This is a genomic window from Streptomyces sp. NPDC003248, from assembly GCF_055563235.1.
On sequence record NZ_JBVHDT010000005.1, the window covers coordinates 397854 to 421786 of the forward strand.

A 23933-nucleotide genomic window follows, 5' to 3' on the forward strand; every position below is an offset into this window, starting at 1 on the left:
AATGCAAGCGTGAGCAGCGAGAACGGGCACGGGGAAGGCGGCGCCGGTGGCGACGGGGCGCCGCCGGAGCAGCTCGCGCTGATCCGGGAGAGCGTGCGCCGGGCCAAGGTGCCGCGGGCGAAGCCGCGGACGTGGCGGGGGGCCGCCCTGGCCGAGGAGCTGCCGGTCGCCCGGGTGCTGGTCGACAAGGGGGTGCTGCACCTCGACCGGTACTTCGACTACGCGGTGCCGGCCGAGCTGGACGCCGACGCCCAGCCCGGTGTGCGCGTGCGGGTCCGGTTCGGCGCCGGGCGCGGGCGGGTGCGCGAGGGACGGCGTGAGGGCGGCGGGCTCGTCGACGGCTTCCTGGTCGAGCGGCTCGCCGAGTCGGACTACGCGGGGCCGCTGGCCGCCCTCGCCCAGGTGGTGTCGCCGGAGCGCGTCCTGAGCGCGGAGCTGCTCGGGCTGGCGCGGGCCGTCGCCGACCGGTACGCGGGGAGCCTGGCGGACGTGCTGCAACTGGCCGTGCCGCCGCGCAGCGCCCGGGCGGAGCAGCGGCCCTCGCCCGCGCCGCTGCCCCCGCCGCCGGCGCCGGAGACCGGGTCCTGGGCCCGCTACGAACACGGGGCCGCCTTCCTGGGGGCGCTGGCGTCCGGGGCGTCCCCGCGCGCCGTGTGGAACGCGCTGCCGGGGCCCGGCTGGAGCGAGGAGGTGGCGCGGGCCGTCGCCGCGACGCTGGCCTCCGGACGCGGCGCCCTCGTCGTCGTCCCGGACGGGCGGGCCGCCGCCCGGGTGGACGCCGCGCTGACCGGCGTGCTGGGGGAGGGACGGCACGCGCTCCTCACCGCCGACGCCGGGCCGGAGAAGCGGTACGGGCAGTGGCTCGCCGTGCGACGGGGTGCGGTCCGGGCGGTCGTCGGGACGCGGGCCGCCATGTTCGCCCCGGTGCGCGACCTCGGACTGCTGGTGATCTGGGACGACGGCGACGACAGCCACAGCGAGCAGCACGCGCCGCAGCCGCATGCGCGGGACGTGCTGCTGCTGCGGGCCGCCCAGGACGGGTGCGCCTTCCTGATGGGCGGATGGAGCTGCACCGTCGAGGGTGCGCAGCTCGTCCAGAGCGGCTGGGCGCGGCCGCTGGCCGCCGCGCGGGAGCAGGTGCGGCGGGCGGCGCCGCTGGTGCGGACCGTGGGGGACCAGGACCTCGCGCGGGACGAGGCCGCCCGGGCGGCCCGGTTGCCGACGCTCGCCTGGCAGGCCGTCCGGGAGGGACTGCGGCACGGGCCGGTGCTCGTCCAGGTGCCGCGGCGGGGGTACGTGCCGCGGATGGCGTGCGCCGCCTGCCGGGCGCCGGCGCGGTGCCGGCACTGCTCCGGCCCGCTGGAGGCGCGCGACGGCGGCGAGCTGTCGTGCGGGTGGTGCGGGCGGGAGGAGAGCGCCTGGCACTGCCCCGAGTGCGGGGGGTTCCGGCTGCGGGCGCAGGTCGTCGGGGCGCGGCGGACCGCCGAGGAACTGGGGCGGGCGTTCCCCGCCGTCCCCGTGCGCACGTCCGGGCGTGAGCAGGTGCTGGACACCGTGCCGGGGACGCCCGCGCTCGTCGTCAGCACCCCGGGCGCCGAGCCCGTCGCCGAGGGCGGCTACGCGGCGGCCCTGCTGCTGGACGGCTGGGCCATGCTCGGGCGGCCCGACCTGCGGGCCGGGGAGGACGCCCTGCGGCGGTGGATCGCGGCCGCCTCGCTGGTCCGGCCGCAGGGGGACGGCGGCACCGTGGTCGTCGTCGCCGAACCGACCCTGCGGCCGGTGCAGGCGCTGGTGCGCTGGGACCCGGTCGGGCACGCGGTGCGGGAACTCGCCGAGCGGGCCGAACTGGGATTCCCGCCGGTGTCCCGGATGGCGGCGGTGGCGGGCACGGGGGAGGCGGTGGCCGCGTTCCTGGACGCCGTGGAACTGCCCCCGGAGGCCGAGGTGCTGGGACCCGTCCCGCTGCCGGTCACCCCTGCGGGGCGGGCACGGCGGCCGGGGGCGCCGCCGCCCGGGGAGCAGTGGGAGAGGGCACTGGTCCGGGTGCCGCCGGGGCGGGGGTCCGCACTGGCCTCCGCGCTGAAGACCGCGCAGGCGGCCCGGATGGCCCGCGGCGGGAACGGGGGAGGCGCGTCGGCGGCGGTGTGGGTGCGGATCGACCCGCCCGACATCGGCTGACGGCACGGACGGGGACCGGCACGGACGGGGACCGGGTCGGACGGGGACCGGGCACGGACGGGGACCGGGCTCCTGGACGGCTCTCGATGGCGTACTGCCGTTGTCCCGGGGCGCGCCCGGATGCGCCGCTGCCCCCTCGGGAGCGGGCGCCGAGAGGGCAGCGGGGACGCGGCGTGCGTCAGCCGTTGCGCGGGCCGGGGAAGGCCGTCGGTCTGGCCTCGTCGCGCAGGGCGGGGCTGCCGGCCGTCGGCTGGGTCGGCATCGAACGGGCCGCGGGAACCGTCGGGACCGCCGGGATGCCGGTGCCCACGTTGACCGTACGGGTCCCCGACGGCTCCGTCGCTCGGTCGGCCTCCGTGGTGGCCTGGGCGCTGGCGCGGCGGGAGCCGTAACGGCGGTGGACGGCCTGTTTGGTGACGCCGAGCGCGGAGCCCACCGCGTCCCACGAGAAGCCGAGCGAGCGGTCGAAGTCGACCGCCGCGGTGACCAGGGTCTCGACGCTGTCCCGCAGTTCCTGCGCGAGGCGGACCGTGGGGGCGGGGGCGCGTCCGTAGACGACGAAGCCCGTGGACGGGCCGGAGCGGCGCGGGCGGTAGACGTTGCCCAACTGGGCGGTCAGGGTGCGCAGCGCGTCCACCTGCCGGCGGACCCGCTCGATGTCCCGCACCAACAAGTGCAGGCTGGCCCGGGCCTGGGCGTCGTGGGTTGCGTGGTCGGCCATGAACAAGCCTCTCGAACCGGCGTTGCGGAGATATGGGGCGGGCCGCCGCGGAGAGCGGTCCGGTGTGGTCAACTCTTTCTTGACCAACGCGGGTTCGCTCCGCTGGTCACGGTGTGGGGGCGTATGGGCATCTGCGTACGCCCCCGTCGCGGGGCCCGCGCGGTGCGGCCCCCGGCCTGCGCCGATCGGTCCCCGGCCTGCGCGGGATCGGTCCCCGTCCTGTGCTGGATCCGTCCCGGGCCTGCGCCGGATCGGTCCCGTCCTGCGGCGATCCATTCCATTCCGCGGTGACTGGTCACGTTCTGCGGTGACTGTTCCCGTTCTGCGGTGACCGGTCCCGTTCCGTGTCGATCGGTCCCCGTTCTGCGCCGACCGGTCCCGTCCCACGCCGAGCGGTCCCCGTTCCGCGCACGGCGGGCCCGCTCTCCGGTTCCGGGCACCGCACGGGCCGTTCCCCGCATGGGCCGTTCCCCGGCCGGACCGCTCCCGGGGAGGCCGCCCCTGGGAAGGCTCCGGGGAAGGCGGCACCGGGGAGGGCCGCTCCGGGGAAGGCCGCTCCGGGGAAGGCCGCTCCTTGGTAGGCGGCTCCAGCCCGCGGGCGTGGGTCCAGGGGGCGTCGCCGGTTCACGTTCCGCTTCCTGGTCATAAACTTGTGCGCTGCCCCGTACCCCGTCCGAGAGGCCCGTGCCCACCCATGAAGCTCGTCTTCGCCGGTACCCCCGAGGTCGCCGTCCCCGCGCTGGACGCCCTGATCGCCTCCGGGCGGCACGAAGTGGCCGCCGTCGTCACGCGGCCCGACGCTCCCGCGGGGCGGGGGCGCCGCCTGGTCGCGTCCCCCGTGGCGCAGCGCGCCGAGGAGGCCGGTATCGAGGTGCTGAAGCCGGCCCGGCCGCGGGAGCCGGAGTTCCTGGAGCGGCTGCGGGAGATCGCCCCGGACTGCTGCCCCGTCGTCGCCTACGGCGCCCTGCTGCCCAGGCCGGCCCTCGACATCCCGGCCCACGGCTGGGTCAACCTGCACTTCTCGCTGCTGCCCGCCTGGCGGGGGGCCGCGCCCGTGCAGCACGCCGTCATGGCGGGCGACGGGATCACCGGCGCCACCACCTTCCTCATCGAGGAGGGGCTGGACTCCGGGCCCGTCTACGGGACGGTGACGGAGGAGGTCCGTCCCACCGACACCAGCGGGGACCTGCTGACCCGGCTGGCGTTCGCGGGCGCCGGGCTGCTCGCCGCCACCATGGACGGCATCGAGGACGGCACGCTGAAGGCCGTACCGCAGCCGGCCGACGGCGTCACCCTCGCCCCGAAGATCACCGTCGAGGACGCGCGGGTCGACTGGAGCGCCCCGGCGCTGCGCGTGGACCGGGTGGTGCGCGGATGCACGCCGGCCCCCGGCGCCTGGACCACCTTCCGGGGCGAGCGGCTGAAGCTGGTCCAGGTGCGGCCGTCGCCGGGGCGCGACGACCTCGCCCCCGGCGCGCTCGCCGTCGGCAAGAACAGCGTGCACGTCGGCACCGGGTCGTACGCCGTCGAGCTGCTGTGGGTGCAGGCGCAGGGCAAGAAGCCGATGCGGGCGGCGGACTGGGCCCGCGGGGTGCGCATCGCGGACGGCGAGCGCGTCGGGGCGTGACGCTCCCGCACGGCTCCCGGCCCGCCCGACGTAGGCTGACAGCGTCGTCCTTCCTGCAATCCGGAGCACCTTTTTCGTGAGCGATCAGCCCCGCCGTCCCCGTTCCCGTCCCGCCGGCAAGCCCTACCGGCGGCCCCAGAAGGACCCCGTCCGCATCCTCGCCTTCGAGGCGCTGCGGGCCGTGGACGAGCGGGACGCGTACGCCAACCTCGTGCTGCCGCCGCTGCTGCGCAAGGCGCGCGAGGGCGGGGACTTCGACGGGCGGGACGCCGCGCTCGCCACCGAGCTGGTGTACGGGACGCTGCGGCGGCAGGGGACGTACGACGCGATCATCGCCGCGTGCGTCGACCGCCCCCTGCGGGAGGTCGACCCGCCGGTCCTCGACGTGCTCGGACTCGGGGCGCACCAATTGCTCGGGACGCGGATCCCGAGCCATGCCGCCGTCTCCGCCACCGTCGACCTGGCGCGGGTGGTGCTCGGCGACGGGCGGGCCAAGTTCGTCAACGCCGTGCTGCGCAAGATCGCCCAGCGCGACTTCGACGCGTGGGTCGAGCAGGTCGCCCCGCCCTACGACGACGATCCCGAGGACCACCTCGCCGTCGTCCACTCGCACCCGCGCTGGGTCGTCTCCGCGCTGTGGGACTCCCTAGGCGGCGGGCGGGCCGGCATCGAGGACCTGCTGGAGGCCGACAACGAGCGGCCCGAGGTGACGCTGGTCGCCCGGCCGGGCCGGGCCACGGTCGACGAGCTGCTGCGCGAGGAGGCCGCCGAACCGGGGCGCTGGTCGCCGTACGCGGTACGGCTCACCGAGGGCGGTGAGCCGGGCGCCGTCGACGCCGTACGGGAGGGCCGCGCGGGCGTGCAGGACGAGGGGAGCCAGCTCGTGGCGCTCGCGCTCGCCCACGCGCCGCTGGACGGACCCGACGAACGGTGGCTCGACGGCTGTGCGGGCCCCGGGGGCAAGGCCGCGCTGCTGGCGGCCCTCGCCGCCGAGCGGGGCGCCGTGCTGCTCGCCTCCGAGAAGCAGCCGCACCGGGCGGGGCTCGTGGCCCGCGCCCTCGACGGCAATCCGGGGCCGTACCAGGTGATCGCCGCGGACGGGACGCGCCCGCCGTGGCGTCCGGGGGCCTTCGACCGGGTGCTGGTGGACGTGCCCTGCACCGGGCTCGGCGCCCTGCGGCGGCGGCCCGAGGCGCGGTGGCGGCGCCGGCCGGAGGACCTCGACGGCTTCGCCCCGCTCCAGCGCGGGCTGCTGCGGACCGCGCTGGAGTCCGTACGGGTCGGGGGCGTCGTCGGGTACGCCACCTGCTCGCCCCACCTCGCGGAGACCCGGGCCGTGGTCTCCGACCTGCTCAAGCAGTACCCGCCGACCGAGCTGATCGACGCCCGCCCCCTGCTGCCGGGCGTGCCGGCCCTGGGCGACGGGCCCGACATCCAGCTGTGGCCGCATCTCCACGGCACCGACGCGATGTACCTGGCCCTGCTACGCCGCACCGGCTGACGCCCGCACGCCCCCGGAGCGAGCGCCGCCTCGGCCGAGGCCGGCATGCGGGGCGCCCACACGACATGGGGCTCGGCGCACTCGGGCAAGGGGCGCGGGGAACTGCGCGAGCAACCCCGAACGGCCCGCGCCGTCCGCACGACGGCCTCGGCCCGGGCCGGGATGCGGGGCGCCGCAGAGCACGGGGCGCGGCGTACCCGGCTGGGGGCGCGGGGAACTGCGCGAGCAACCCCGAACGGCCCGCGCCGTCCGCACGACGGCCTCGGCCCGGGCCGGGATGCGGGGCGCCGCAGAGCACGGGGCGCGGCGTACCCGGCTGGGGGCGCGGGGAACTGCGCGACCGGCCCCGGACGGCCCGCGCCGTCCATACCGCCCTCCGCCCCGGGGACCGATGCCACCCACCCCCGGAGGGCATGGCAGGCTTGGGGCATGGCCGCGCAGATCAACCCCAGCATCCTGTCCGCCGACTTCGCCCGCCTAGCGGACGAGGCCCGGGCGGTGGAGGGAGCCGACTGGCTCCACGTCGACGTCATGGACAACCATTTCGTCCCGAACCTCACCCTCGGCGTCCCGGTCGTAGAGTCACTGGCCCGCGCGACGGACACCCCGCTGGACTGCCATCTGATGATCGAGGCTCCCGATCGGTGGGCCCCGCAGTACGTCGAGGCGGGTGCCTCGTCCGTGACCTTCCACGTCGAGGCGGCCGCCGCGCCCGTGCGACTCGCCCGCGAGATCCGCGCGAAGGGCGCCCGCGCCTCCATGGCGCTCAGGCCCGCGACGCCGATCGAGCCGTACGAGGACCTGCTGCCCGAACTCGACATGCTGCTGATCATGACGGTCGAACCGGGTTTCGGCGGCCAGGCGTTCCTCGACATCATGCTGCCGAAGATCCGCCGCACCCGCGAGCTGATCAGCAAGCACGGCCTCCAGCTGTGGCTCCAGGTCGACGGCGGCGTCTCGGCCGCGACGATCGAGCAGTGCGCCGACGCGGGCGCGGACGTCTTCGTGGCCGGGTCCGCGGTGTACGGCGCCGAGGACCCGGCGGAGGCGGTCCGCGCCCTGCGCGCACAGGCGGAAGCGGCCACCGTCAAGGCCTCGTGGGCATGCGACCACTGAGCCACAGCTACGTGAACGGCTCTCATCAGGGCTGATCGAGTCCGCCGGATCTGCGAGGATGAACGGCGAATCCAGAGTGTGAACAGCAGTGAGGAGATCGCCGTGTCGGGTATGTCGGCGGGCCGGTCAGCCATGCGGATGGGACCCGCTGAGCTGGTGCAGGCGGCGGCCATGGCCCGCCGCTTCTACCTCGAGGGCAAATCCAAGATCCAGATCGCCGAGGAGTTCGGCGTCAGCCGCTTCAAGGTGGCCAGGGTCCTGGAAACCGCTCTCGAACGGGATCTCGTACGCATCGAGATCCGCGTGCCGGCCGAACTGGACGCCGAGCGCTCGGACGCGCTCCGCGCCCGCTACGGCCTTCGGCACGCCGTCGTGGTCGAGTCCCCGGCCGATGCCGAGGAGACGCCCGACCCGGAGAACCTGGGAGAAGTGGCCGCCGACCTGCTCGGCGAACTCGTGAACGAAGGTGATGTGCTGGGCCTGGCCTGGGGCCGTTCCACGATCCACATGGCGGCGGCGCTGGACCGGCTGCCGCCCTGCACGGTGGTGCAGCTGACGGGCGTGTACGACGCCGGGACCGCCGAGCGCGGCTCCGTCGAGGCCGTCCGCCGCGCCGCCCAGGTGTCCGGCGGCGACGCCCACCCCATCTACGCGCCGATGCTGCTGCCGGACGCGGCCACCGCGGCCGCGCTGCGGCACCAGACCGGGATCGCCCGGGCCTTCGAGTACTTCGACAAGGTCACGGTCGCCTGCGTCTCCATCGGCTCCTGGGAGCCGGGCATCTCCACGGTGCACGACATGCTCAGCGACGAGGAACGCTCGCACTACGCCTCGCTCGGCGTCGCCGCCGAGATGTCCGCGCACCTCTTCGACGGGGACGGCCGCAGGGTCGGGCGGGACCTGGGCGAGCGGTGCATCACCGTCAAGGCCGACCAGCTCCGCCGTATCCCCGAGGTCGTGGCGATCGCGGGCGGGCAGCGGAAGGCGGCCGCGATCGACGCGGTGCTGCGGTCCGGGCTCGTCACCAGCCTGGTGACGGACACCTCGGCCGCGGACTACCTGATGACGGCCGGGTCTCCGCCGAAACCGGCGCTCAACAGGGCGGACCCGGACGGGTCCTGACGGCGAGTCAGGACCCAGGGGGGTCTGTACCGGGGGAGTACCGGGGGGTCAGTACCGGGGGCGGCTGCCCTGCCGCCCCCGGACACCGGACAACACGACGCGTTCAGGCGGTGCCGAGATGACGGAACACGTACTCACGCTCGACCTCGACGGAATCGGCGGCAAGGCGGACCTGATGGACCGCTGCGCCCGCGACCTGGAGCTGCCCGACTGGTTCCCCCGCAACTGGGACGCCCTCGCCGACAGCCTCACCGGCCTCCCGGACCGGCCCGAGTCGGGGCCGGTCCTGGTCGTCGTACGCAACTGGCGGCCGTACGCGAAGGCGCAGCCGGACGAGTGGGAGATCGCGCAGGAGGTGTTCACGTCCGCGGTGGACCAGGCGCCCGCGCTCTCCGTGGTGCTCGCCCTCGGAGGAACCTCCTAAACGCCCCTGAGCTGCTTGGACGTTCTGTCCGGGCACCGCACCGCGGTCGTCATGGGACAATGAAGTACGTGCTTTTCCCCCTGACCGACCTGTCCGGGGGCCACCTCTGACCGACATGGGATGTGCAGCACGTGCGTTTCCTCAACGACATCCAGCCCGCCTACGACCTGACGTACGACGACGTCTTCATGGTGCCGAGCCGCAGCGCGGTCGGATCGCGTCAGGGCGTGGACCTCAGCTCCCCGGACGGCACGGGCACCACCATCCCGCTGGTCGTCGCCAACATGACCGCCGTCGCCGGCCGCCGCATGGCCGAGACCGTGGCCCGGCGCGGCGGACTCGTGGTGATCCCCCAGGACATCCCGATCGATGTCGTCACCGACGTCATCTCCTGGGTCAAGAGCCGCCACCTCGTGCTGGACACCCCGATCGTGCTCGCCCCGCACCAGACCGTCGCCGACGCGCTGGCCCTGCTGCCCAAGCGGGCGCACGAAGCGGGCGTCGTGGTGGACGAGGACCACCGGCCGGTCGGCGTCGTCACCGACCGGGACCTCACCGGCGTCGACCGTTTCACCCAGCTCTCCGAGGTCATGTCCCGGGACCTGCTGCTCATCGACGCGGACATAGAACCGCGCGAGGCCTTCAACAAGCTCGACGCGGCCAACCGGCGCTACGCCCCCGCCGTCGACGCGGACGGCAGGCTGGCCGGCATCCTCACCCGCAAGGGCGCCCTGCGCGCCACGCTGTACACGCCGGCCACCGACGAGCGGGGCCGGCTGCGGATCGCCGCCGCCGTCGGCATCAACGGCGACTTCGCGGCCAAGGCCAAGCTGCTGCTCGACGCGGGCGTCGACACGCTCGTCATCGACACGGCGCACGGCCACCAGGAGTCGATGATCAGCGCGATCAGGCTGGTCCGCGACCTCGACCCGCAGGTCCCGATCGTCGCCGGCAACATCGTCTCCGCCGAGGGCGTCAAGGACCTGATCGACGCGGGCGCCGACATCATCAAGGTCGGCGTCGGCCCCGGCGCCATGTGCACCACCCGCATGATGACCGGCGTCGGCCGCCCCCAGTTCTCCGCCGTCCTGGAGTGCGCCGCCGAGGCCCGCAGGTACGGCAGGCACGTATGGGCCGACGGCGGTGTCCGCCACCCCCGCGACGTCGCCATGGCCCTCGCGGCCGGCGCGTCCAACGTGATGATCGGCTCCTGGTTCGCCGGCACGTACGAGTCGCCGGGCGACCTCCAGCACGACGCGAGCGGCCGTGCCTACAAGGAGTCGTTCGGCATGGCGTCGGCGCGCGCCGTGCGCAACCGCACGTCCGAGGAGTCGGCGTACGACCGCGCCCGCAAGGGACTGTTCGAGGAGGGCATCTCCACCTCCCGCATGTTCCTGGACCCGGACCGCCCCGGCGTCGAGGACCTCATCGACTCGATCATCGCGGGCGTCCGCTCCTCCTGCACCTACGCCGGCGCCGCCTCCCTGGAGGAGTTCGCCGAGAAGGCCATCGTCGGCGTCCAGAGCGCCGCCGGCTACGCGGAGGGCAAGCCGCTGCACGCCAGCTGGTAGGTCCCACCGCACCGCGGGCCCACCGGGCCGGGCCGGGCCGGCGACGGCCGCGGGCCCGCCGTCGCCGGTCGCGCCCCCCGCCGCGTAGCCGCACCTCGACATCGCCCCGCGCGGGGCGCGTTCAGCCGGCCCGCAACGAACACGCGCCCCTGGCGCGATGAACGCAACAATCTTGCGTGTATGTGCAAGGTTGCTGCATTACGCCTGCGATGCCCCGGCTCGTAGGGTCATGCGCTGTACGTGGCGTGGCGGGGACCCCGCTCGGTGGGTCCCTGCCCAGGCAGGTGTGTCCCCGGTCCCCCTCGCGTCGAGAGGCAGCGACGAAGGAGTCAGCGCGTGCTCGACCAAGGCGCACCCCCGAAGGACCGCACCCAGGCCGCCCCGCCGTCCCCCGGGCTCGGCGCGCGCCTCATGCGGCGCAAGCCCGTGGAACGCCTGGTCGCCGAGGGGGGCCAGGGCGAGGGAGGGGCCCTGAGGCGCTCCCTGGGGCTGTGGCAGCTCACCATGATCAGCATCGGCGCGACGCTCGGCACGGGCATCTTCGTCGTCCTCGGGGAGGCGGTGCCGAAGGCCGGCCCGGCCGTCACCCTCTCCTTCGTGATCGCCGGACTGACGGCGCTCTTCTCGGCCCTCTCCTACGCCGAGCTGGCCGGCACCATCCCGGTCTCCGGCTCCTCGTACTCGTACGCCTACGCGACGATGGGCGAGCTGATCGCCTGGGTGTGCGGCTGGTGCCTGGTCCTGGAGTACGGCGTGTCGGTGGCCGCCGTGGCCGTCGGCTGGGGCGAGTACCTCAACGAACTCCTCGCCGGGACCGTCGGCGTCACCATCCCGGACGCGCTGTCCGCCCCGCCCGGCGACGGAGGCGTCTTCAACCTGCCCGCGCTGATCGTCGTCCTCCTCGCCATGGCCTTCCTGCTCGGCGGGGCCCGCGAGTCCGCCCGCGCCAACACCGTCATGGTCGTCGTGAAGATCGCCGCGCTGGTGCTGTTCTGCGCGATCGGCGTCCAGGGCTTCCGCTCCGGCAACTACGCGAACTTCATGCCGCTCGGCATGACGGGCGTCAGCGCCGCCGGGGCGACGCTCTTCTTCTCGTACATCGGCTTCGACGCCGCCTCCACCGCCGGGGAGGAGGCGAAGAACGCCCAGCGCGACCTGCCCCGCGCGATCATGCTGTCGCTCGTCATCGTGACGGCGCTGTACGTCCTCGTCGCCGCCGTCGCCGTCGGGGCCCGTCCCTGGGAGGGGTTCGCCGACTCCGAGGCCGCGCTCGCCCAGATCATGCGCGAGGTCACCGGGCAGACGTTCTGGGGCACGCTGCTGGCGTTCTGCGCCGTCATCGCCATCGCCAGCGTCGTCCTGACCGTGCTCTACGGCCAGACCCGCATCCTGTTCGCCATGTCCCGGGACGGGCTCGTGCCCAAGGTGTTCTCCCGCGTCCACCCCAGGACCGGCGCGCCCCGCGCCAACACGCTGATCGTGTCCCTGTTCTGCGGTGTCCTGGCCGCCGCCGTCCCGCTCGGCCGGCTCGCCGACGCCACCAGCATCGGCACCCTCTTCGCGTTCGCGCTGGTCAACGTGGCCGTCGTGGTGCTGCGCCGGACCCGGCCCGAGATGCCCCGCACCTTCCGCGTGCCGCTGTCGCCGGTGCTGCCCGCGCTCGGCTTCGCCTTCTGCGTGTGGATGACGGTCAGCCTGTCCGCCGTCACCTGGGTGGTCTTCGGGGTCTGGATGGCGGTGGGGCTCGTGGTCTACTTCCTGTACGGCCACCGCCGCTCCCGACTCGCCCCGTCCGAAGTGAAGTGAACCGCCCGCAGTGCTGAACGACCTCGACGAACGCATCGTGCACGCCCTGGCCGAGGACGCCCGCCGCTCCTACGCCGACATCGGGCAGCTGGTCGGCCTGTCCGCGCCCGCCGTCAAACGGCGGGTGGACCGGCTGCGCGCCACCGGCGCCATCACCGGGTTCACGGTGCGCGTCGACCCGGCGGCCCTCGGCTGGGAGACCGAGGGGTTCGTCGAGATCCACTGCCGCCGCAACACCTCGCCGGAGACCATCCAGCGGGGCCTGGAGCGCTACCAGGAGGTCGTCGCCGCCTCCACCGTCACCGGGGAGGCGGACGCGATCGCCCAGGTCTTCGCCGCCGACATGCGCCACTTCGAGCGGGTGCTGGAGCGGATCGCGGGGGAGCCGTTCGTGGAGCGCACGAAGTCCGTGCTGGTGCTCTCCCCGCTGCTGCGCCGTTTCTCGTCGGGCTCGCCCGCCTAGATCACCCGTCGGGCTCGCCCGCCTGGATCACTCGCCCGCCGGGACCGGCGGCTGCGGCCTGACGTCGCCTGATCGCGGGCCTTTGGCCCGGTGTCGCCCGCTCACAGGCCCTCCGCCCGGCGGCGCCCGCTCACAGGCCCTCCGCCCGGCGGCCGATCGACGACAGCAGCCGTCCGGTGAGGAGGGCGTGCGCGCCCGTGCGGAGGACGAGCAGCCGGTAGAGGGCGCCGCCCGGGCCGGGGAACCTGGCCCGGGTCTCCGCCCGCAGCCGGGTGCGGCCCGCGCCGGCCTCGTCGAGGCGGAAGACCAGGGCGTACGTCGAGAAGTGGTGCCGCCCCGTCAGGACCAGCTCCCGGACCGGGGTCGCGGCCTCCGCCCGGAAACCGGGCCACACCGAGCCCTCGGCCGGTGGCCGGGGACCGGACGCCGTCCGGTGCGGGCAGCCCACCAGGCGCGCGTACCCGGGGCCGAAGGCACCGTCCAGGACGTCACCGACGGCGCGCCAGACGGCGTCGGCGTCCGCCGCGACGAGCTCCGTCCGCTCGTCGACGTACGGCAGCGCGGTGATCTCCATCGAGTCCTCGTTCCCCTGCGCGGCGGGACCGGACCCGCCTACCATCAGATCCATGACCTGGCGACATTGATACACCCGCCGTGCCTCCCGAGGGCCGCCTCGGACGCCGTACCCCCGACGTCCGAACCGCCCGCCCGGGAAGGCCTCATGACACTCTCACCCGCGCCCGTGCCCGCCACCGGCGTCCGCCGGCTGACGGCCACGCTGTACGGCTACGCGTTCCTCGACGACTTCGTGCTGCTCTACCCGGTGTACGCGCTGCTCTTCGCCGACACCGGCCTCGCGCTCTGGCAGATCTCCTCCCTCTTCGCCCTCTGGTCGATCACCGGCGTACTGCTGGAGGTCCCCTCCGGCGTCTGGGCCGACGCCGTCTCGCGCCGGCTGCTGCTGTGGCTCGGCCCGTTGCTCACCGCCGTCGGCTTCGCCCTGTGGGTGGCCGTGCCCTCGTACGGGTCCTTCGCCCTCGGTTTCGTCCTGTGGGGCGCGGGCGGGGCGCTCGGCTCCGGTGCGCTGGAGGCGCTGGTGTACGACGAGCTGGACCGGCTCGGCGCCGCCGACCGGTACGCGCGGGTCATGGGCCGCTCACGCGCGGCACGACTGCTGGCCACCCTCGGCTCGGCGGGACTCGCCGGCCCCGTCCTGGCGACGGGCGGCCACACGGCCGTCGGCGCGGCGAGCGTCGCGGCCTGTCTGCTGGCCGCGGCGACGGCGGCCCGGTTCCCGGAGCACCGGACGCGGCCGGGGGCCGGCGCGGACGGCTGGGCGACGACCCTGCGCACCGGGCTCGCCGAAGTCCGCCGCGACCGCTCCGTACGCGGCGCCCTGCTGCTCGTCCCCGCCGTGGCCGCCGTGTGGGGAGCGCTCGACGAGTACACGCCCCTGCTCGTCCGCGACCTCGGGGTGCCCGAGGCGACGGTGCCGCACCTGGTCCTGCTGATCTGGGCCGGGGTCACGGTCGCGAGCCTGCTGACCGGACCGGCCGAACGCCTCGGCACGACCGGCCTCGCGGCCCTGCTCGCGGGCTCCGCACTCGCCCTGGCCGCGGGAGCCCTCGCCGGGAGCCCGGCCGGCATCGCCCTGGTGGGCCTCGCCTTCGGAGGCTTCCAGCTCGCCGAGGTCCTCGCCGACGTCCGGCTCCAGCACCGCCTCGACGCGTCCCGCCGGGCCACCCTCACCTCCGTCGCCGGCCTGGGCACCGAACTGGTCACGGTCGCCACGTTCGGCGCGTACGCGGTGCTCGGCGCACGAGCCGCCCACAGCACGGTCTTCGCGGTGCTGGCGGTGCCCTACCTCCTGACGGCACTGGTCCTGCGCGGCCGCCGCTGACCCGTGCAACGAATCGCCGCCGGCCCGCCGCCGCACGCAACGAACCGCTCACCGGAGCGCAACGGCTGCTCCTTGTCCGCCCTGGTCAGGCGCCCGTACCGTCTACGTGGCCCCCCGAACCCCCTCCGTACGGTGAGGAAACACCCATGCGCACCGCCCTGCTCCAGAGCTCCGGCCGCCCCGGCTCGGTCACCGGGAACCTCCAGGTTCTCGACGAGGCCGCGGGCCGGGCCGCCGCCGCGGGCGCCGGGCTGCTCGTCGCGCCGGAGATGTTCCTCACCGGGTACGCGATCGGCGACGACATCGCCCGCCTCGCCGAGCCCGCCGACGGCGACTCCGCGGACGCCGTCGCGGACATCGCGTCCCGGCACGGGCTGGCGCTCGCCTACGGCTACCCCGAGCGGGACGGCGGGACGGTCTACAACGCCGTCCAGCTGATCTCCGCCGACGGCACCCGCTTGGCCGGCTACCGCAAGACCCACCTCTTCGGCTGCTTCGAACGCGACCACTTCACGCCGGGCGAACAGCCGGTCGTCCAGGCCGAGCTGAACGGCCTCACCGTCGGCCTGGTGATCTGCTACGACGTCGAGTTCCCGGAGAACGTCCGCGCCCACGCCCTGGCCGGCACCGACCTGCTGGTGGTGCCGACGGCGCAGATGCACCCCTTCCAGTTCGTCGCCGAGTCGGTGATCCCGGTGCGCGCCTTCGAGAACCAGATGTACGTCGCGTACGTCAACCGGGTCGGCGCGGAGGGCGAGTTCGAGTTCGTCGGACTCTCCACCCTGGCCGGTCCCGACGGGGTCGCCCGCGCCCGCGCCGGACGCGGTGAGGAACTCGTCCTCGCCGACGCCGACCCCGCGTTCCTCGCCGCCTCCCGCGCGGCGAACCCGTACCTGCTGGACCGCCGCCCCGGCCTGTACGGGTCCCTGGTCTGACCCCCGATCCATCTCGCCTCTTCCCGTGCCGCAAGGAGTCCGTACCCCATGACGTCCACCGTGCCCAACGCCGTAGAGCACGCCGACGAGCGGCAGCCGCCGATCACCATGTTCGGCCCGGACTTCCCGTACGCCTACGACGACTTCCTCGCCCACCCGGCCGGGCTCGGCCAGGTCCCGGCGACCGAGCACGGCACCGAGGTGGCGGTCGTCGGCGGCGGCCTGTCCGGGATCGTGACCGCGTACGAGCTGATGAAGATGGGCCTGAGGCCCGTGGTCTACGAGGCCGACCGGATCGGCGGCCGGCTGCGGACCGTCGGCTTCGAGGGCTGCGACCCGTCCCTGACCGCCGAGATGGGCGCCATGCGCTTCCCGCCGTCGTCCACGGCGCTCCAGCACTACATCGACCTGGTGGGCCTTCGGACCCGGCCCTTCCCCAACCCGCTCGCCGAGGCGACCCCGTCGACCGTCGTCGACCTCAAGGGCGAGACCCACTACGCCGAGACGCCCGACGACCTCCCGCAGGTCTACCGCGACGTCGCCGACGCCTGGAACCGGTGCCTCGAAGAGGGCGCCGACTTCTCCGACATGAACCGCGCCCTGCGCGAGCGGGACGTGCCGCGCATCCGGGAGATCTGGGCGAGGCTCGTCGAGAAGCTCGACAACCAGACCTTCTACGGCTTCCTCTGCGACTCCGAGGCCTTCCGCTCCTTCCGCCACCGCGAGATCTTCGGCCAGGTCGGCTTCGGCACGGGCGGCTGGGACACCGACTTCCCGAACTCGATCCTGGAGATCCTGCGGGTCGTCTACACCGAGGCCGACGACCACCACCGCGGCATCGTCGGCGGCTCCCAGCAGCTCCCGCTGCGCCTGTGGGAGCGCGAGCCGGAGAAGATCGTGCACTGGCCGTACGGCACCTCGCTGGCCGCGCTGCACGAGGGCGGCCGGCCCCGCCCGGCGGTGACCCGGCTGAACCGCACCGCGGGCAACGGCATCACGGTGACCGACGCGAACGGCGACATCCGCACCTACCGGGCGGCCGTCTTCACCGCCCAGTCGTGGATGCTGCTGTCGAAGATCGCCTGCGACGACTCGCTCTTCCCGATCGACCACTGGACCGCGATCGAGCGGACCCACTACATGGAGAGCTCCAAGCTCTTCGTGCCGGTGGACCGGCCGTTCTGGCGGGACGAGGCCGTCGACGACCGGGGGAACCCGACCGGGCGTGACGTGATGTCGATGACGCTCACCGACCGCATGACCCGCGGCACCTACCTGCTCGACGACGGTCCCGACAAGCCGGCCGTGATCTGCCTGTCGTACACCTGGTGCGACGACAGCCTGAAGTGGCTGCCGCTGTCCGCGAACGAGCGGATGGAGGTCATGCTGAAGTCGCTCGGCGAGATCTACCCGAACGTCGACATCAGGAAGCACGTCATCGGCAACCCGGTGACGGTCTCCTGGGAGAACGAGCCGTACTTCATGGGGGCGTTCAAGGCCAACCTGCCCGGCCACTACCGCTACCAGCGGCGCCTGTTCACCCACTTCATGCAGGACCGGCTGCCCGAGGACAAGCGGGGCGTCTTCCTCGCCGGCGACGACATCTCCTGGACGGCCGGCTGGGCCGAGGGCGCCGTGCAGACCGCGCTGAACGCCGTCTGGGGGGTCATGCACCACTTCGGCGGATCGACGGACGCGGCCAACCCGGGTCCCGGCGACGTGTTCGACGAGATCGCGCCGGTGGAACTGCCGGAGGACTGACGGCGGTCACGCCGGCCGGGCGGGCAGCGGCGTCAGCAGCATGCGGCCCGCGAAGCCGACCGCCGCGTCGAGGCGGTCGGTGAACTCCTCGGCGAGATCCGGGAGCCGGCGCAGCGCCCACAGGGCGCGGGCCGCGGACCAGGTGGCGTCGCGGGCGCGCTCCAGGCTCCAGGCGCCGAGGAGGTGGGTGAGCGGGTCCGCGATCTGGAGCAGGTCGGGACCCGGCATCAGCTCTTCGCGGATCCGCTCCTCCAGCGCGACGAGGAGATCGCCCACGCGGTCGAACTCGTCCTCCAGGTCGGCCGGTTCGCAGCCGAGGCTACGACAGGCGTCCACGACGGCGAGCGCGAGGTCGTGGCCGATGTGCGCGTTGATGCCCGCGAGCGCGAACTGAAGCGGCCGTACGCCGGGATGGCGGCGGAGCTGGAACAGCGGGCGCCAGCAGGCCGGCGGACGACGGTCACCGGCGGCCGCGTCGACGGCCGCGAGGTAGCGCTCGGCGAAGCGTACGTCCAGCGTGATCGCGGCCCGCGCGTCCGGGAACCGGCCCGCCTCGATCCGCCGGCCGACCTCCTCCGTGACGGCGAGGTAGACCCGGTTGAAGACCGCGACCCCGTCCCGGGCCGGCAGGGCGGCGTCGAGGGCGCGCATCCGGCGGAGGACCCCGCCGAGGGCGGTGCCGGGAGTGTCCAGGGGTGGGGCGAACTGTTCCGAGTGCGGCATGGGGGAAGGGTGACAGCCCTAGGCTGGCCCGCGGGCCGACGGCACCGGTGCTTCCCCGGAACGGGGGAACGGGGCCGTCGCGCGGGAGGGGGAACAGCACGTGCGGTACTCGCGCGACGGGAAGACCGTCCGGCGGGGCGTCATGGTGGCCGTCGCCTCGGCGGTGGTCGCCCTGGCCACGGCGGCCGGGATGGTCACGGCGCTGGGCGACGCCGGTGACGGGGGCGGCGGACGGGACGCCGAACGGGCCCGGCCCCGGGCCGCCGCCCACGCGTCGACGCCGTCACCGGCGCCGCCCTCGCCGGTGTCCTCGCCCACCGTGTCCCGCTCCGCCTCGCCGCCCGCGCCGGCGCGGACCCCGGCCCCGGCGGTCCGGACGACGGCGTCCTCGGCCGCCGCCGCGGGCGGGCAGCGGCGGACCGCCGGCCTGTACGTCCACCCGGACTCCCAGGTACGCGACTGGCTCCGGGCCCACCCCGACGACGCGCGCCGGTCCGTCATCGAGTCCCGCGTCGCGAGCCGGCCGGCCGCGGTGTGGTTCGCCGACTACGCGCCCGCGACGATCACCTCCCGGGTCCGCGCGGTCACCTCGGGGGCGGCCGCCCAGGGCCGGGTGCCGGTCCTGGTGCCGTACGCGATCCCGGACCGCGACTGCGGCGGGGCCTCCGAGGGAGGGGCGCCCGACCTCGGCGCCTACGGCGCCTGGATCGACCGGTTCGCCGCCGGGCTCGGCTCGGGGGAGGTCGTGGTCGTCCTGGAGCCCGACTCGATCGCCCAGACCGACTGCCTGTCCGAGGCACAGCGGGCCGCCCGGTTCACCGCGCTGGCCCGGGCCGGCCGCGTCCTGACGGCGGCGAACCCGAGGGCGCGCGTCTACTACGACGCCGGACACTCGCACTGGCACGCCCCCGCGCACCAGGCCGCCCTGCTGCACCGGGCCGGGGCCGGCTCCGCCGCCTCGGCGGGGATCTTCAGCAACGTCTCCAACTTCCGCGCCACGGCCGACGAGATCGCCTACGACCGGCGGGTCCTCGACGCGCTCGGCGCCCTGGGCGGGCGCGCGGGCCTGGGCGCCGTGGTCGACACCAGCCGCAACGGCAACGGCCCGCCCGCCGACGGCCAGTGGTGCGACCCCGACGGGCGCAGGATCGGCCGCGCCCCCACCCTCGACACCGGCGAGGCCCGCGTCGACGCCTACCTCTGGGTGAAGCTCCCCGGCGAGTCCGACGGCTGCAAGGGGGCGCCGGGCGCCTTCAGCCCGTCGTACGCCTACGAACTCGCCCGCTGACCGCCGCCCGGCCGGTCCTGCGGCAGGTCCTCGGTGTCGTACGACGACGTGCCCTCGTCCAGCAGGGGCTCCTGCGGCTTGAGATGGGCGGGGGCGAAGGCGCGCAGGGAGTGGTAGCCGGTGATGACGACGAGGGTGCCGAGGGCGATGCCGCTGAGGGAGAAGGTGTCGGTGAACTCCATGGTGACGTTGCCGACGCCGATGATGATGCCCGCGGCGGCGGGGACCAGGTTGAGCGGGTTGCGCAGATCGACCCCCGCGGTGATCCAGATCTGCGCGCCGAGCAGGCCGATCATGCCGTACAGGATGACGGTGATGCCGCCGAGGACCCCGCCGGGGATCGCGGCCACCACCGCGCCGAACTTGGGGCAGACACCGAACAGCAGCGCGAAGCCGGCGGCGGCCCAGTAGGCGGCGGTGGAGTAGACCCGGGTCGCGGCCATCACGCCGATGTTCTCGGAGTACGTGGTGTTGGGCGGGCCGCCGACCGCGGTGGACAGCACCGAGCCGACGCCGTCGGCCGCGATCGCCGTGCCCAGCTTGTCGTCGAGCCGCTTGCCGGTCATCTCGCCGACCGCCTTGACGTGTCCCGCGTTCTCCGCGACCAGGGCGATGACGACCGGGAGCGCGACCAGGATCGCCGACCACTCGAAGGACGGGCCGTGGAAGGAGGGCAGGCCGATCCAGTCGGCCCGGTCGACGCCGGAGAGGTCGAGCCGCCAGTGGTCGGTGACCTTGCCGCTCGCGTCCGCGGCGTGGATCCGGCCGAAGACCTGGTCGAACAGCCAGGAGATGCCGTAGCCGAAGACCAGGCCCAGGAAGATCGCGATGCGGGACCAGAAACCGCGCAGGCAGACCACGGCCAGACCGGTGAACAGCATGACCAGCAGGGCCGTCCACTGGTCCTGCGGCCAGTAGGTGCTGGCGGTGACCGGGGCGAGGTTGAAGCCGATCAGCATCACGACCGCGCCCGTCACGATCGGCGGCATCGCGGCGTGGATGATCCGCGCGCCGAAGCGCTGCACGGCCAGTCCCACGAGGAACAGGGCCACGCCGACGACGAGGACCGCGCCGGTGACGGTGGCGCTCGTGCCGCCCTGCGCGCGGATGACGGCGGCGACGCCCACGAAGGACAGGGAGCAGCCGAGGTAGCTGGGCACCCGGCCGCGGGTGGCGAGGAGGAAGATGACGGTCGCGACGCCCGACATCATGATCGCCAGGTTGGGGTCGAGGCCCATCAGGACGGGGGCGACGAAACTCGCCCCGAACATGGCCACCACGTGCTGTGCGCCGAGCCCGACCGTACGGGGCCAGGAGAGCCGTTCGTCGGGGCGGACGACCGCGCCGGGCGCCGGCGTGCGTCCGTCGCCGTGCAGTTTCCAGCGGACGCCAAGATCCATGGTGCGGTTTCGCTTTCGTTCGTATGGTGCGGGTGCGCGGCCATTGTCGCGTGAAAACGGAGGGTGAGCGGCCGCTTAGGATGAGGACGGTTGTCCCGTACACCCATCCGTCCCCGCCGTCCCGCACCCCAGGAGCCCCACCCGTGACCGCCGAAGCCCCGACCGCCCCCGCCCTGTCGTACGGCCGGATGGTCCCCGTCACCGTCCACTTCGACGACCTGGACGCGCTCGGACTGCTGCACAACGCCCGCTACCCGCTGCTGGTCGAGCGCGCCTGGACCGAGCTGTGGCAGGGCCACGGGGTGCGCTTCGAGGGCGACTGGGCCGCGGCCGGGGACGCCTGCAACGCGGTCAGGGAACTGCGCGTCACCTACGAGGCCCCGGTGACCCGGCCGGGCGCGTACGCCGTCCACCTGTGGCTGGAACGGCTCGGCACCACCGGTCTGACCTACGGCTTCCGGTTCTGCTCGCCCGACGGCGCGGTGACGTACGCCCACGGCACCCGGGTCCTCGTCCGGCTGGACGCGGCGACCATGCGGCCGGCGCCGTGGAGCGCGACGCTCAGGGACGCGGGCCGGGAACTGCTGCGTCCGGCCGGCTGACCCGCGGCCGGTCGCGCTCGCCCGCGCGCAGGACCGTGGCGAACACCACCAGCCCGGCGACCAGCGTCGTCACCAGCGCGAACGACACCGTCAGACTGGTCGCCTGGGCCAGCCCGCCGATGGCGCTCGGCGCGATCAGTCCCGAGGTGTACGTGATCGTGGCGACGCCCGCGATGGCCTGACTCGGGTTGGGGCCGCTGCGGCCCGCCGCCGCGAAGCAGAGCGGGACGACGACGGCGATGCCCAGGCCCAGGAGCGCGAACCCGCCGATCGCGACGGCGGGATGGCCCGCCAGGACGATGAGCAGGCCGCCCGCGACGCCGAGGACGCCACCGGCGCGGACCGTCCGTACGGCCCCGTACCGGTCCACGACCCGGTCGCCGGCGATCCGCGCGAGCGCCATGGTGAGCGTGAAGCCCGTCGTGCACGCGGCGGCGAGCCCGGCCGAGGAGTCGAGCCGGTCGCGGAGGTAGACCGCCGACCAGTCCAGGCTCGCGCCCTCCGCGAACACCGCGCAGAAGCCCACGGCACCGATGAGCAGCGCCGACCTCGGCGGCAGGGCGAACCGCGGAGGCGGCTCCTCGTCCTCGGCGGGTTGCAGGTCGAGCACCCAGCCGCACGCCGCCACCCCCACCGCGGTCAGCACCGCCGCCGCCAGCAGGTGGTGCAGGCGGGCGTCCGAGCCGAGGTGCGCGGCGAGCGTCCCGCCGGCCGAGCCGAGCAGGGCGCCCGCGCTCCACATGCCGTGCAGACCGGACATGATCGACCGGCCGAGGCGGTTCTCGACCTCCACGCCGAGCGCGTTCATCGCCACGTCGGCCATGCCCGCCGCCGCGCCGTAGGTGAACAGGGCCAGGCACAGGGTCGCCAGGTTCGGCGCGAGGGACGGCAGGACCAGGGACAGCGTCCACAGGGCGATCAGTCCGCGCAGCGCGTTGCGGGCGCCGAACCGGTGGCTGAGGCGGCCGGCGAGCGGCATCGCGACCGACGCGCCGAACGCGGGGAAGGCGAGCGCGAGGCCGAGCTGACCGGCGCTGACCGAGGCGTGGTCCTGGATCCACGGCACCCGGGTGGCGAACGAGCCGGTGACCGCGCCGTGCACGGTGAACACGGCCGCCACGGCGTACCGGGCCCGCCTCACCTCGGGTCGGCCCTTCACGTCGCTCATCCTCCACCCTCCCTGATTCCCATCCGGAGCCGTAAACTATCAGGAACCCTGCCTGATAAATAGGGGGGGCGGCCGGCGTGACGTCCCGGCGCCCCGTGGGAGGATTCGCCGCATGCCCGCATCCCCGAGCACCGCCCGGGCCATCAACGACCGGCTCGCCCTGCGGTTGATGCAGGAGCGGGGCCCGCTGACGGCGGGGCAGCTCAAGCAGCTCACCGGCCTGTCCCGGCCCACCGTCGCCGACCTCGTCGAACGCCTCACCGCCTCCGGCCTGATCGCGGTCGCCGGCGAGGCCGGCGAACAGCGCCGCGGCCCGAACGCCAAGCTCTACGGCATCGTCGCCGACCGCGCCCACCTCGCCGCCCTGGACGTGCGCACCGAGGGCGTCGCGGTCCTCGTGTCCGACCTGGTCGGCCGGGTACGCGCCGAGGCGTCCGTGCCGATCGGCGGCGACACCGGCACCGGTCCCGCCGTGGAGCAGGCGGTGACGCTGGTCGAGCGGGCGGTCAAGGAGGCCGGCGCCGACCGGCTGCACACCGTCGGCATCGGCGCGCCCGGCCTGATCGACCCCGCCGGCGGCGAACTGCGCGACTCCCGCGGCCTGCCCGCCTGGCACCGCCGCCTGGTCGCCGCCCTCCAGGAACGGCTGCCCGAGGCCCGCGTCAGCATCGAGAACGAGACCAATCTCGCCGCCCTCGCCGAACAGCGCGAGGGCGCCGCCCGGGACCGCGACACCTTCGCCCTGCTCTGGCTCGGGCACGGCACGGGCGGCGCCGTCGTCCTCGACGGCGCCCTGCGCCGGGGCGCCTCCGGCGGCACCGGGGAGATCGGCTTCCTCCCCGTACCCGGCACGGGCGGCCTGCCCTCGGCGAAGGACAGCGAGGGCGGCTTCCACTCCCTGGCCGGATCGGCGGCGATCGTCGCGCTGGCGGGGGAGCACGGGCTGGGCGCGCGGCCCGAGGGCAGCGAACCGGCGGGGGCCGCGGTGGTACGGGCCGCGGTACGGGCGGTGGAGGAGGCCCGCGGCGACGGGGTGGACCGCGGGGACGGCGGGTGTCCCGCGTTGCCCCCCGCGGCGGTCCGGCCGGAGGTGCCCGCCCGTGTGGCCGCCGGCTTCCTCGACGCGCTCGCCGACCGCCTGGCCCTGGCAGCCGCCTGTGTCGTCGCCGTCCTCGACCCCGGGTGCGTCGTCCTCGGGGGCGAGATCGGGCAGGCCGGCGGGCAGGCGCTCGCGGGCCGGGTGGAGGAACGGCTGCGGCGGATGACCCCGCTGCCGGCCGAGGTCCGGCCGAGCGGCCTGGGCGGGGGCGCGGTGCTGCGCGGTGCGCTCCTCACGGCCAGGCAGTCCGCGCAGGAGGAACTGTTCGGCAGGCCGTGAGGGGCGAGCCGTCGGCGGCGCTGACGGGCAGGCCGCAGGGACCCTGACGGGCAGGCCGCAGGGACCCTGACGGGCAGGCCGTCGGAGCGGCGCCCCACAGCGGCACCCTCTTCCGAGGCGGGCGCTCCCGGCCCGTCCGGATCCCCCACGGTCCGCACTCCGTCCGAGACGTCCGCTTCCGCGGCCTGTGAGCCACCCCACACCGCCCGCCCCTCTGGACGACCATCGGGCGTGGCACACTGACCCTGT

The 23933-nt window shown here is 74.8% G+C and carries 20 protein-coding genes; 15 read left to right on the forward strand and 5 right to left on the reverse strand.

Annotated elements, in window-relative coordinates; translation table 11 throughout:
- Positions 1-9 precede the first annotated feature (9 nt).
- Positions 10-2178: a primosomal protein N' gene (locus ACZ3KJ_RS15765; RefSeq protein WP_467527322.1), complete on the forward strand. Its 2169-nt coding sequence runs from the start codon at positions 10-12 to the stop codon at positions 2176-2178.
- Positions 2179-2356: 178 nt separating this feature from the next.
- Here the strand turns inward: ACZ3KJ_RS15765 and ACZ3KJ_RS15770 are convergent, their stop codons facing one another.
- A complete protein-coding gene (locus ACZ3KJ_RS15770) occupies positions 2357-2899 on the reverse strand; it encodes a hypothetical protein (protein ID WP_467527323.1) in 543 nt (180 codons plus the stop codon).
- A gap of 694 nt (positions 2900-3593) precedes the next feature.
- Between ACZ3KJ_RS15770 and fmt the strand changes: the two genes are divergently transcribed.
- The 8 genes from fmt (at position 3594) to ACZ3KJ_RS15810 (ending at position 12529) form a co-directional block, all read left to right on the forward strand.
- Positions 3594-4526, forward strand: a complete 933-nt coding sequence (fmt, locus tag ACZ3KJ_RS15775; protein WP_467527325.1) for a methionyl-tRNA formyltransferase — start codon at positions 3594-3596, stop codon at positions 4524-4526.
- A gap of 76 nt (positions 4527-4602) precedes the next feature.
- Positions 4603-6027 carry an RsmB/NOP family class I SAM-dependent RNA methyltransferase gene (locus ACZ3KJ_RS15780; protein WP_467527327.1) on the forward strand — a complete coding sequence of 475 codons (1425 nt, stop codon included), beginning with the start codon at positions 4603-4605 and terminating at the stop codon, positions 6025-6027.
- Between the two features lie 429 nt (positions 6028-6456).
- Entirely contained in the window at positions 6457-7143 is a 687-nt protein-coding gene (rpe, locus tag ACZ3KJ_RS15785) for a ribulose-phosphate 3-epimerase (RefSeq protein WP_467527329.1), read from the forward strand.
- 78 nt (positions 7144-7221) lie between these two features.
- Positions 7222-8265, forward strand: a complete 1044-nt coding sequence (locus ACZ3KJ_RS15790; RefSeq protein ID WP_389519549.1) for a sugar-binding transcriptional regulator — start codon at positions 7222-7224, stop codon at positions 8263-8265.
- A 118-nt stretch (positions 8266-8383) separates the two neighbouring features.
- Positions 8384-8689, forward strand: coding sequence for a barstar family protein (locus ACZ3KJ_RS15795; protein ID WP_389519547.1), 306 nt, complete (start codon positions 8384-8386; stop codon positions 8687-8689).
- 131 nt (positions 8690-8820) lie between these two features.
- Positions 8821-10260 (forward strand): GuaB1 family IMP dehydrogenase-related protein, encoded by a 1440-nt coding sequence (locus tag ACZ3KJ_RS15800; protein ID WP_467527445.1) that lies wholly within the window; start codon positions 8821-8823, stop codon positions 10258-10260.
- Positions 10261-10596: 336 nt separating this feature from the next.
- Positions 10597-12066 (forward strand): amino acid permease, encoded by a 1470-nt coding sequence (locus ACZ3KJ_RS15805; RefSeq protein ID WP_467527331.1) that lies wholly within the window; start codon positions 10597-10599, stop codon positions 12064-12066.
- Positions 12067-12076: 10 nt separating this feature from the next.
- Positions 12077-12529, forward strand: coding sequence for an Lrp/AsnC family transcriptional regulator (locus tag ACZ3KJ_RS15810; protein WP_401690953.1), 453 nt, complete (start codon positions 12077-12079; stop codon positions 12527-12529).
- Positions 12530-12659: 130 nt separating this feature from the next.
- Here ACZ3KJ_RS15810 and ACZ3KJ_RS15815 read toward each other — a convergent pair whose 3' ends face one another.
- Positions 12660-13157 (reverse strand): hypothetical protein, encoded by a 498-nt coding sequence (locus ACZ3KJ_RS15815; RefSeq protein WP_467527333.1) that lies wholly within the window; start codon positions 13155-13157, stop codon positions 12660-12662.
- A gap of 93 nt (positions 13158-13250) precedes the next feature.
- Between ACZ3KJ_RS15815 and ACZ3KJ_RS15820 the strand changes: the two genes are divergently transcribed.
- From ACZ3KJ_RS15820 to ACZ3KJ_RS15830, 3 genes are all read left to right on the forward strand, one after another.
- Positions 13251-14429 carry an MFS transporter gene (locus ACZ3KJ_RS15820; protein WP_467527335.1) on the forward strand — a complete coding sequence of 393 codons (1179 nt, stop codon included), beginning with the start codon at positions 13251-13253 and terminating at the stop codon, positions 14427-14429.
- A 146-nt stretch (positions 14430-14575) separates the two neighbouring features.
- Complete coding sequence (locus ACZ3KJ_RS15825) at positions 14576-15364, forward strand: carbon-nitrogen hydrolase family protein (RefSeq protein ID WP_467527337.1); 789 nt, start codon at positions 14576-14578, stop codon at positions 15362-15364.
- 48 nt (positions 15365-15412) lie between these two features.
- Positions 15413-17125, forward strand: a complete 1713-nt coding sequence (locus ACZ3KJ_RS15830) for a flavin monoamine oxidase family protein (RefSeq protein ID WP_467527339.1) — start codon at positions 15413-15415, stop codon at positions 17123-17125.
- A 6-nt stretch (positions 17126-17131) separates the two neighbouring features.
- On the opposite strand, the gene ACZ3KJ_RS15835 is transcribed toward ACZ3KJ_RS15830, so the two are convergent.
- A complete protein-coding gene (locus ACZ3KJ_RS15835) occupies positions 17132-17848 on the reverse strand; it encodes a DUF5995 family protein (protein ID WP_467527341.1) in 717 nt (238 codons plus the stop codon).
- A gap of 142 nt (positions 17849-17990) precedes the next feature.
- On the opposite strand from ACZ3KJ_RS15835, the gene ACZ3KJ_RS15840 reads away from it, so the two are divergent.
- Positions 17991-19136: a glycoside hydrolase family 6 protein gene (locus ACZ3KJ_RS15840; RefSeq protein ID WP_467527447.1), complete on the forward strand. Its 1146-nt coding sequence runs from the start codon at positions 17991-17993 to the stop codon at positions 19134-19136.
- Here the strand turns inward: ACZ3KJ_RS15840 and ACZ3KJ_RS15845 are convergent.
- Positions 19118-20536, reverse strand: coding sequence for a uracil-xanthine permease family protein (locus ACZ3KJ_RS15845; protein WP_467527342.1), 1419 nt, complete (start codon positions 20534-20536; stop codon positions 19118-19120). The two genes, ACZ3KJ_RS15840 and ACZ3KJ_RS15845, sit on opposite strands and share 19 nt — an antisense overlap.
- Before the next feature lie 143 nt (positions 20537-20679).
- Here ACZ3KJ_RS15845 and ACZ3KJ_RS15850 point away from each other — a divergent pair, with 143 nt between their 5' ends.
- Entirely contained in the window at positions 20680-21138 is a 459-nt protein-coding gene (locus tag ACZ3KJ_RS15850) for an acyl-CoA thioesterase (protein ID WP_467527344.1), read from the forward strand.
- On the opposite strand, the gene ACZ3KJ_RS15855 is transcribed toward ACZ3KJ_RS15850, so the two are convergent.
- A complete protein-coding gene (locus tag ACZ3KJ_RS15855; protein ID WP_467527346.1) occupies positions 21098-22306 on the reverse strand; it encodes an MFS transporter in 1209 nt (402 codons plus the stop codon). The genes ACZ3KJ_RS15850 and ACZ3KJ_RS15855 overlap by 41 nt on opposite strands.
- Positions 22307-22418: 112 nt before the next feature.
- Between ACZ3KJ_RS15855 and ACZ3KJ_RS15860 the strand changes: the two genes are divergently transcribed.
- On the forward strand, positions 22419-23684 hold the full coding sequence (locus tag ACZ3KJ_RS15860) for an ROK family transcriptional regulator (RefSeq protein ID WP_467527348.1): 1266 nt from the start codon (positions 22419-22421) through the stop codon (positions 23682-23684).
- Positions 23685-23933 lie beyond the last annotated feature (249 nt).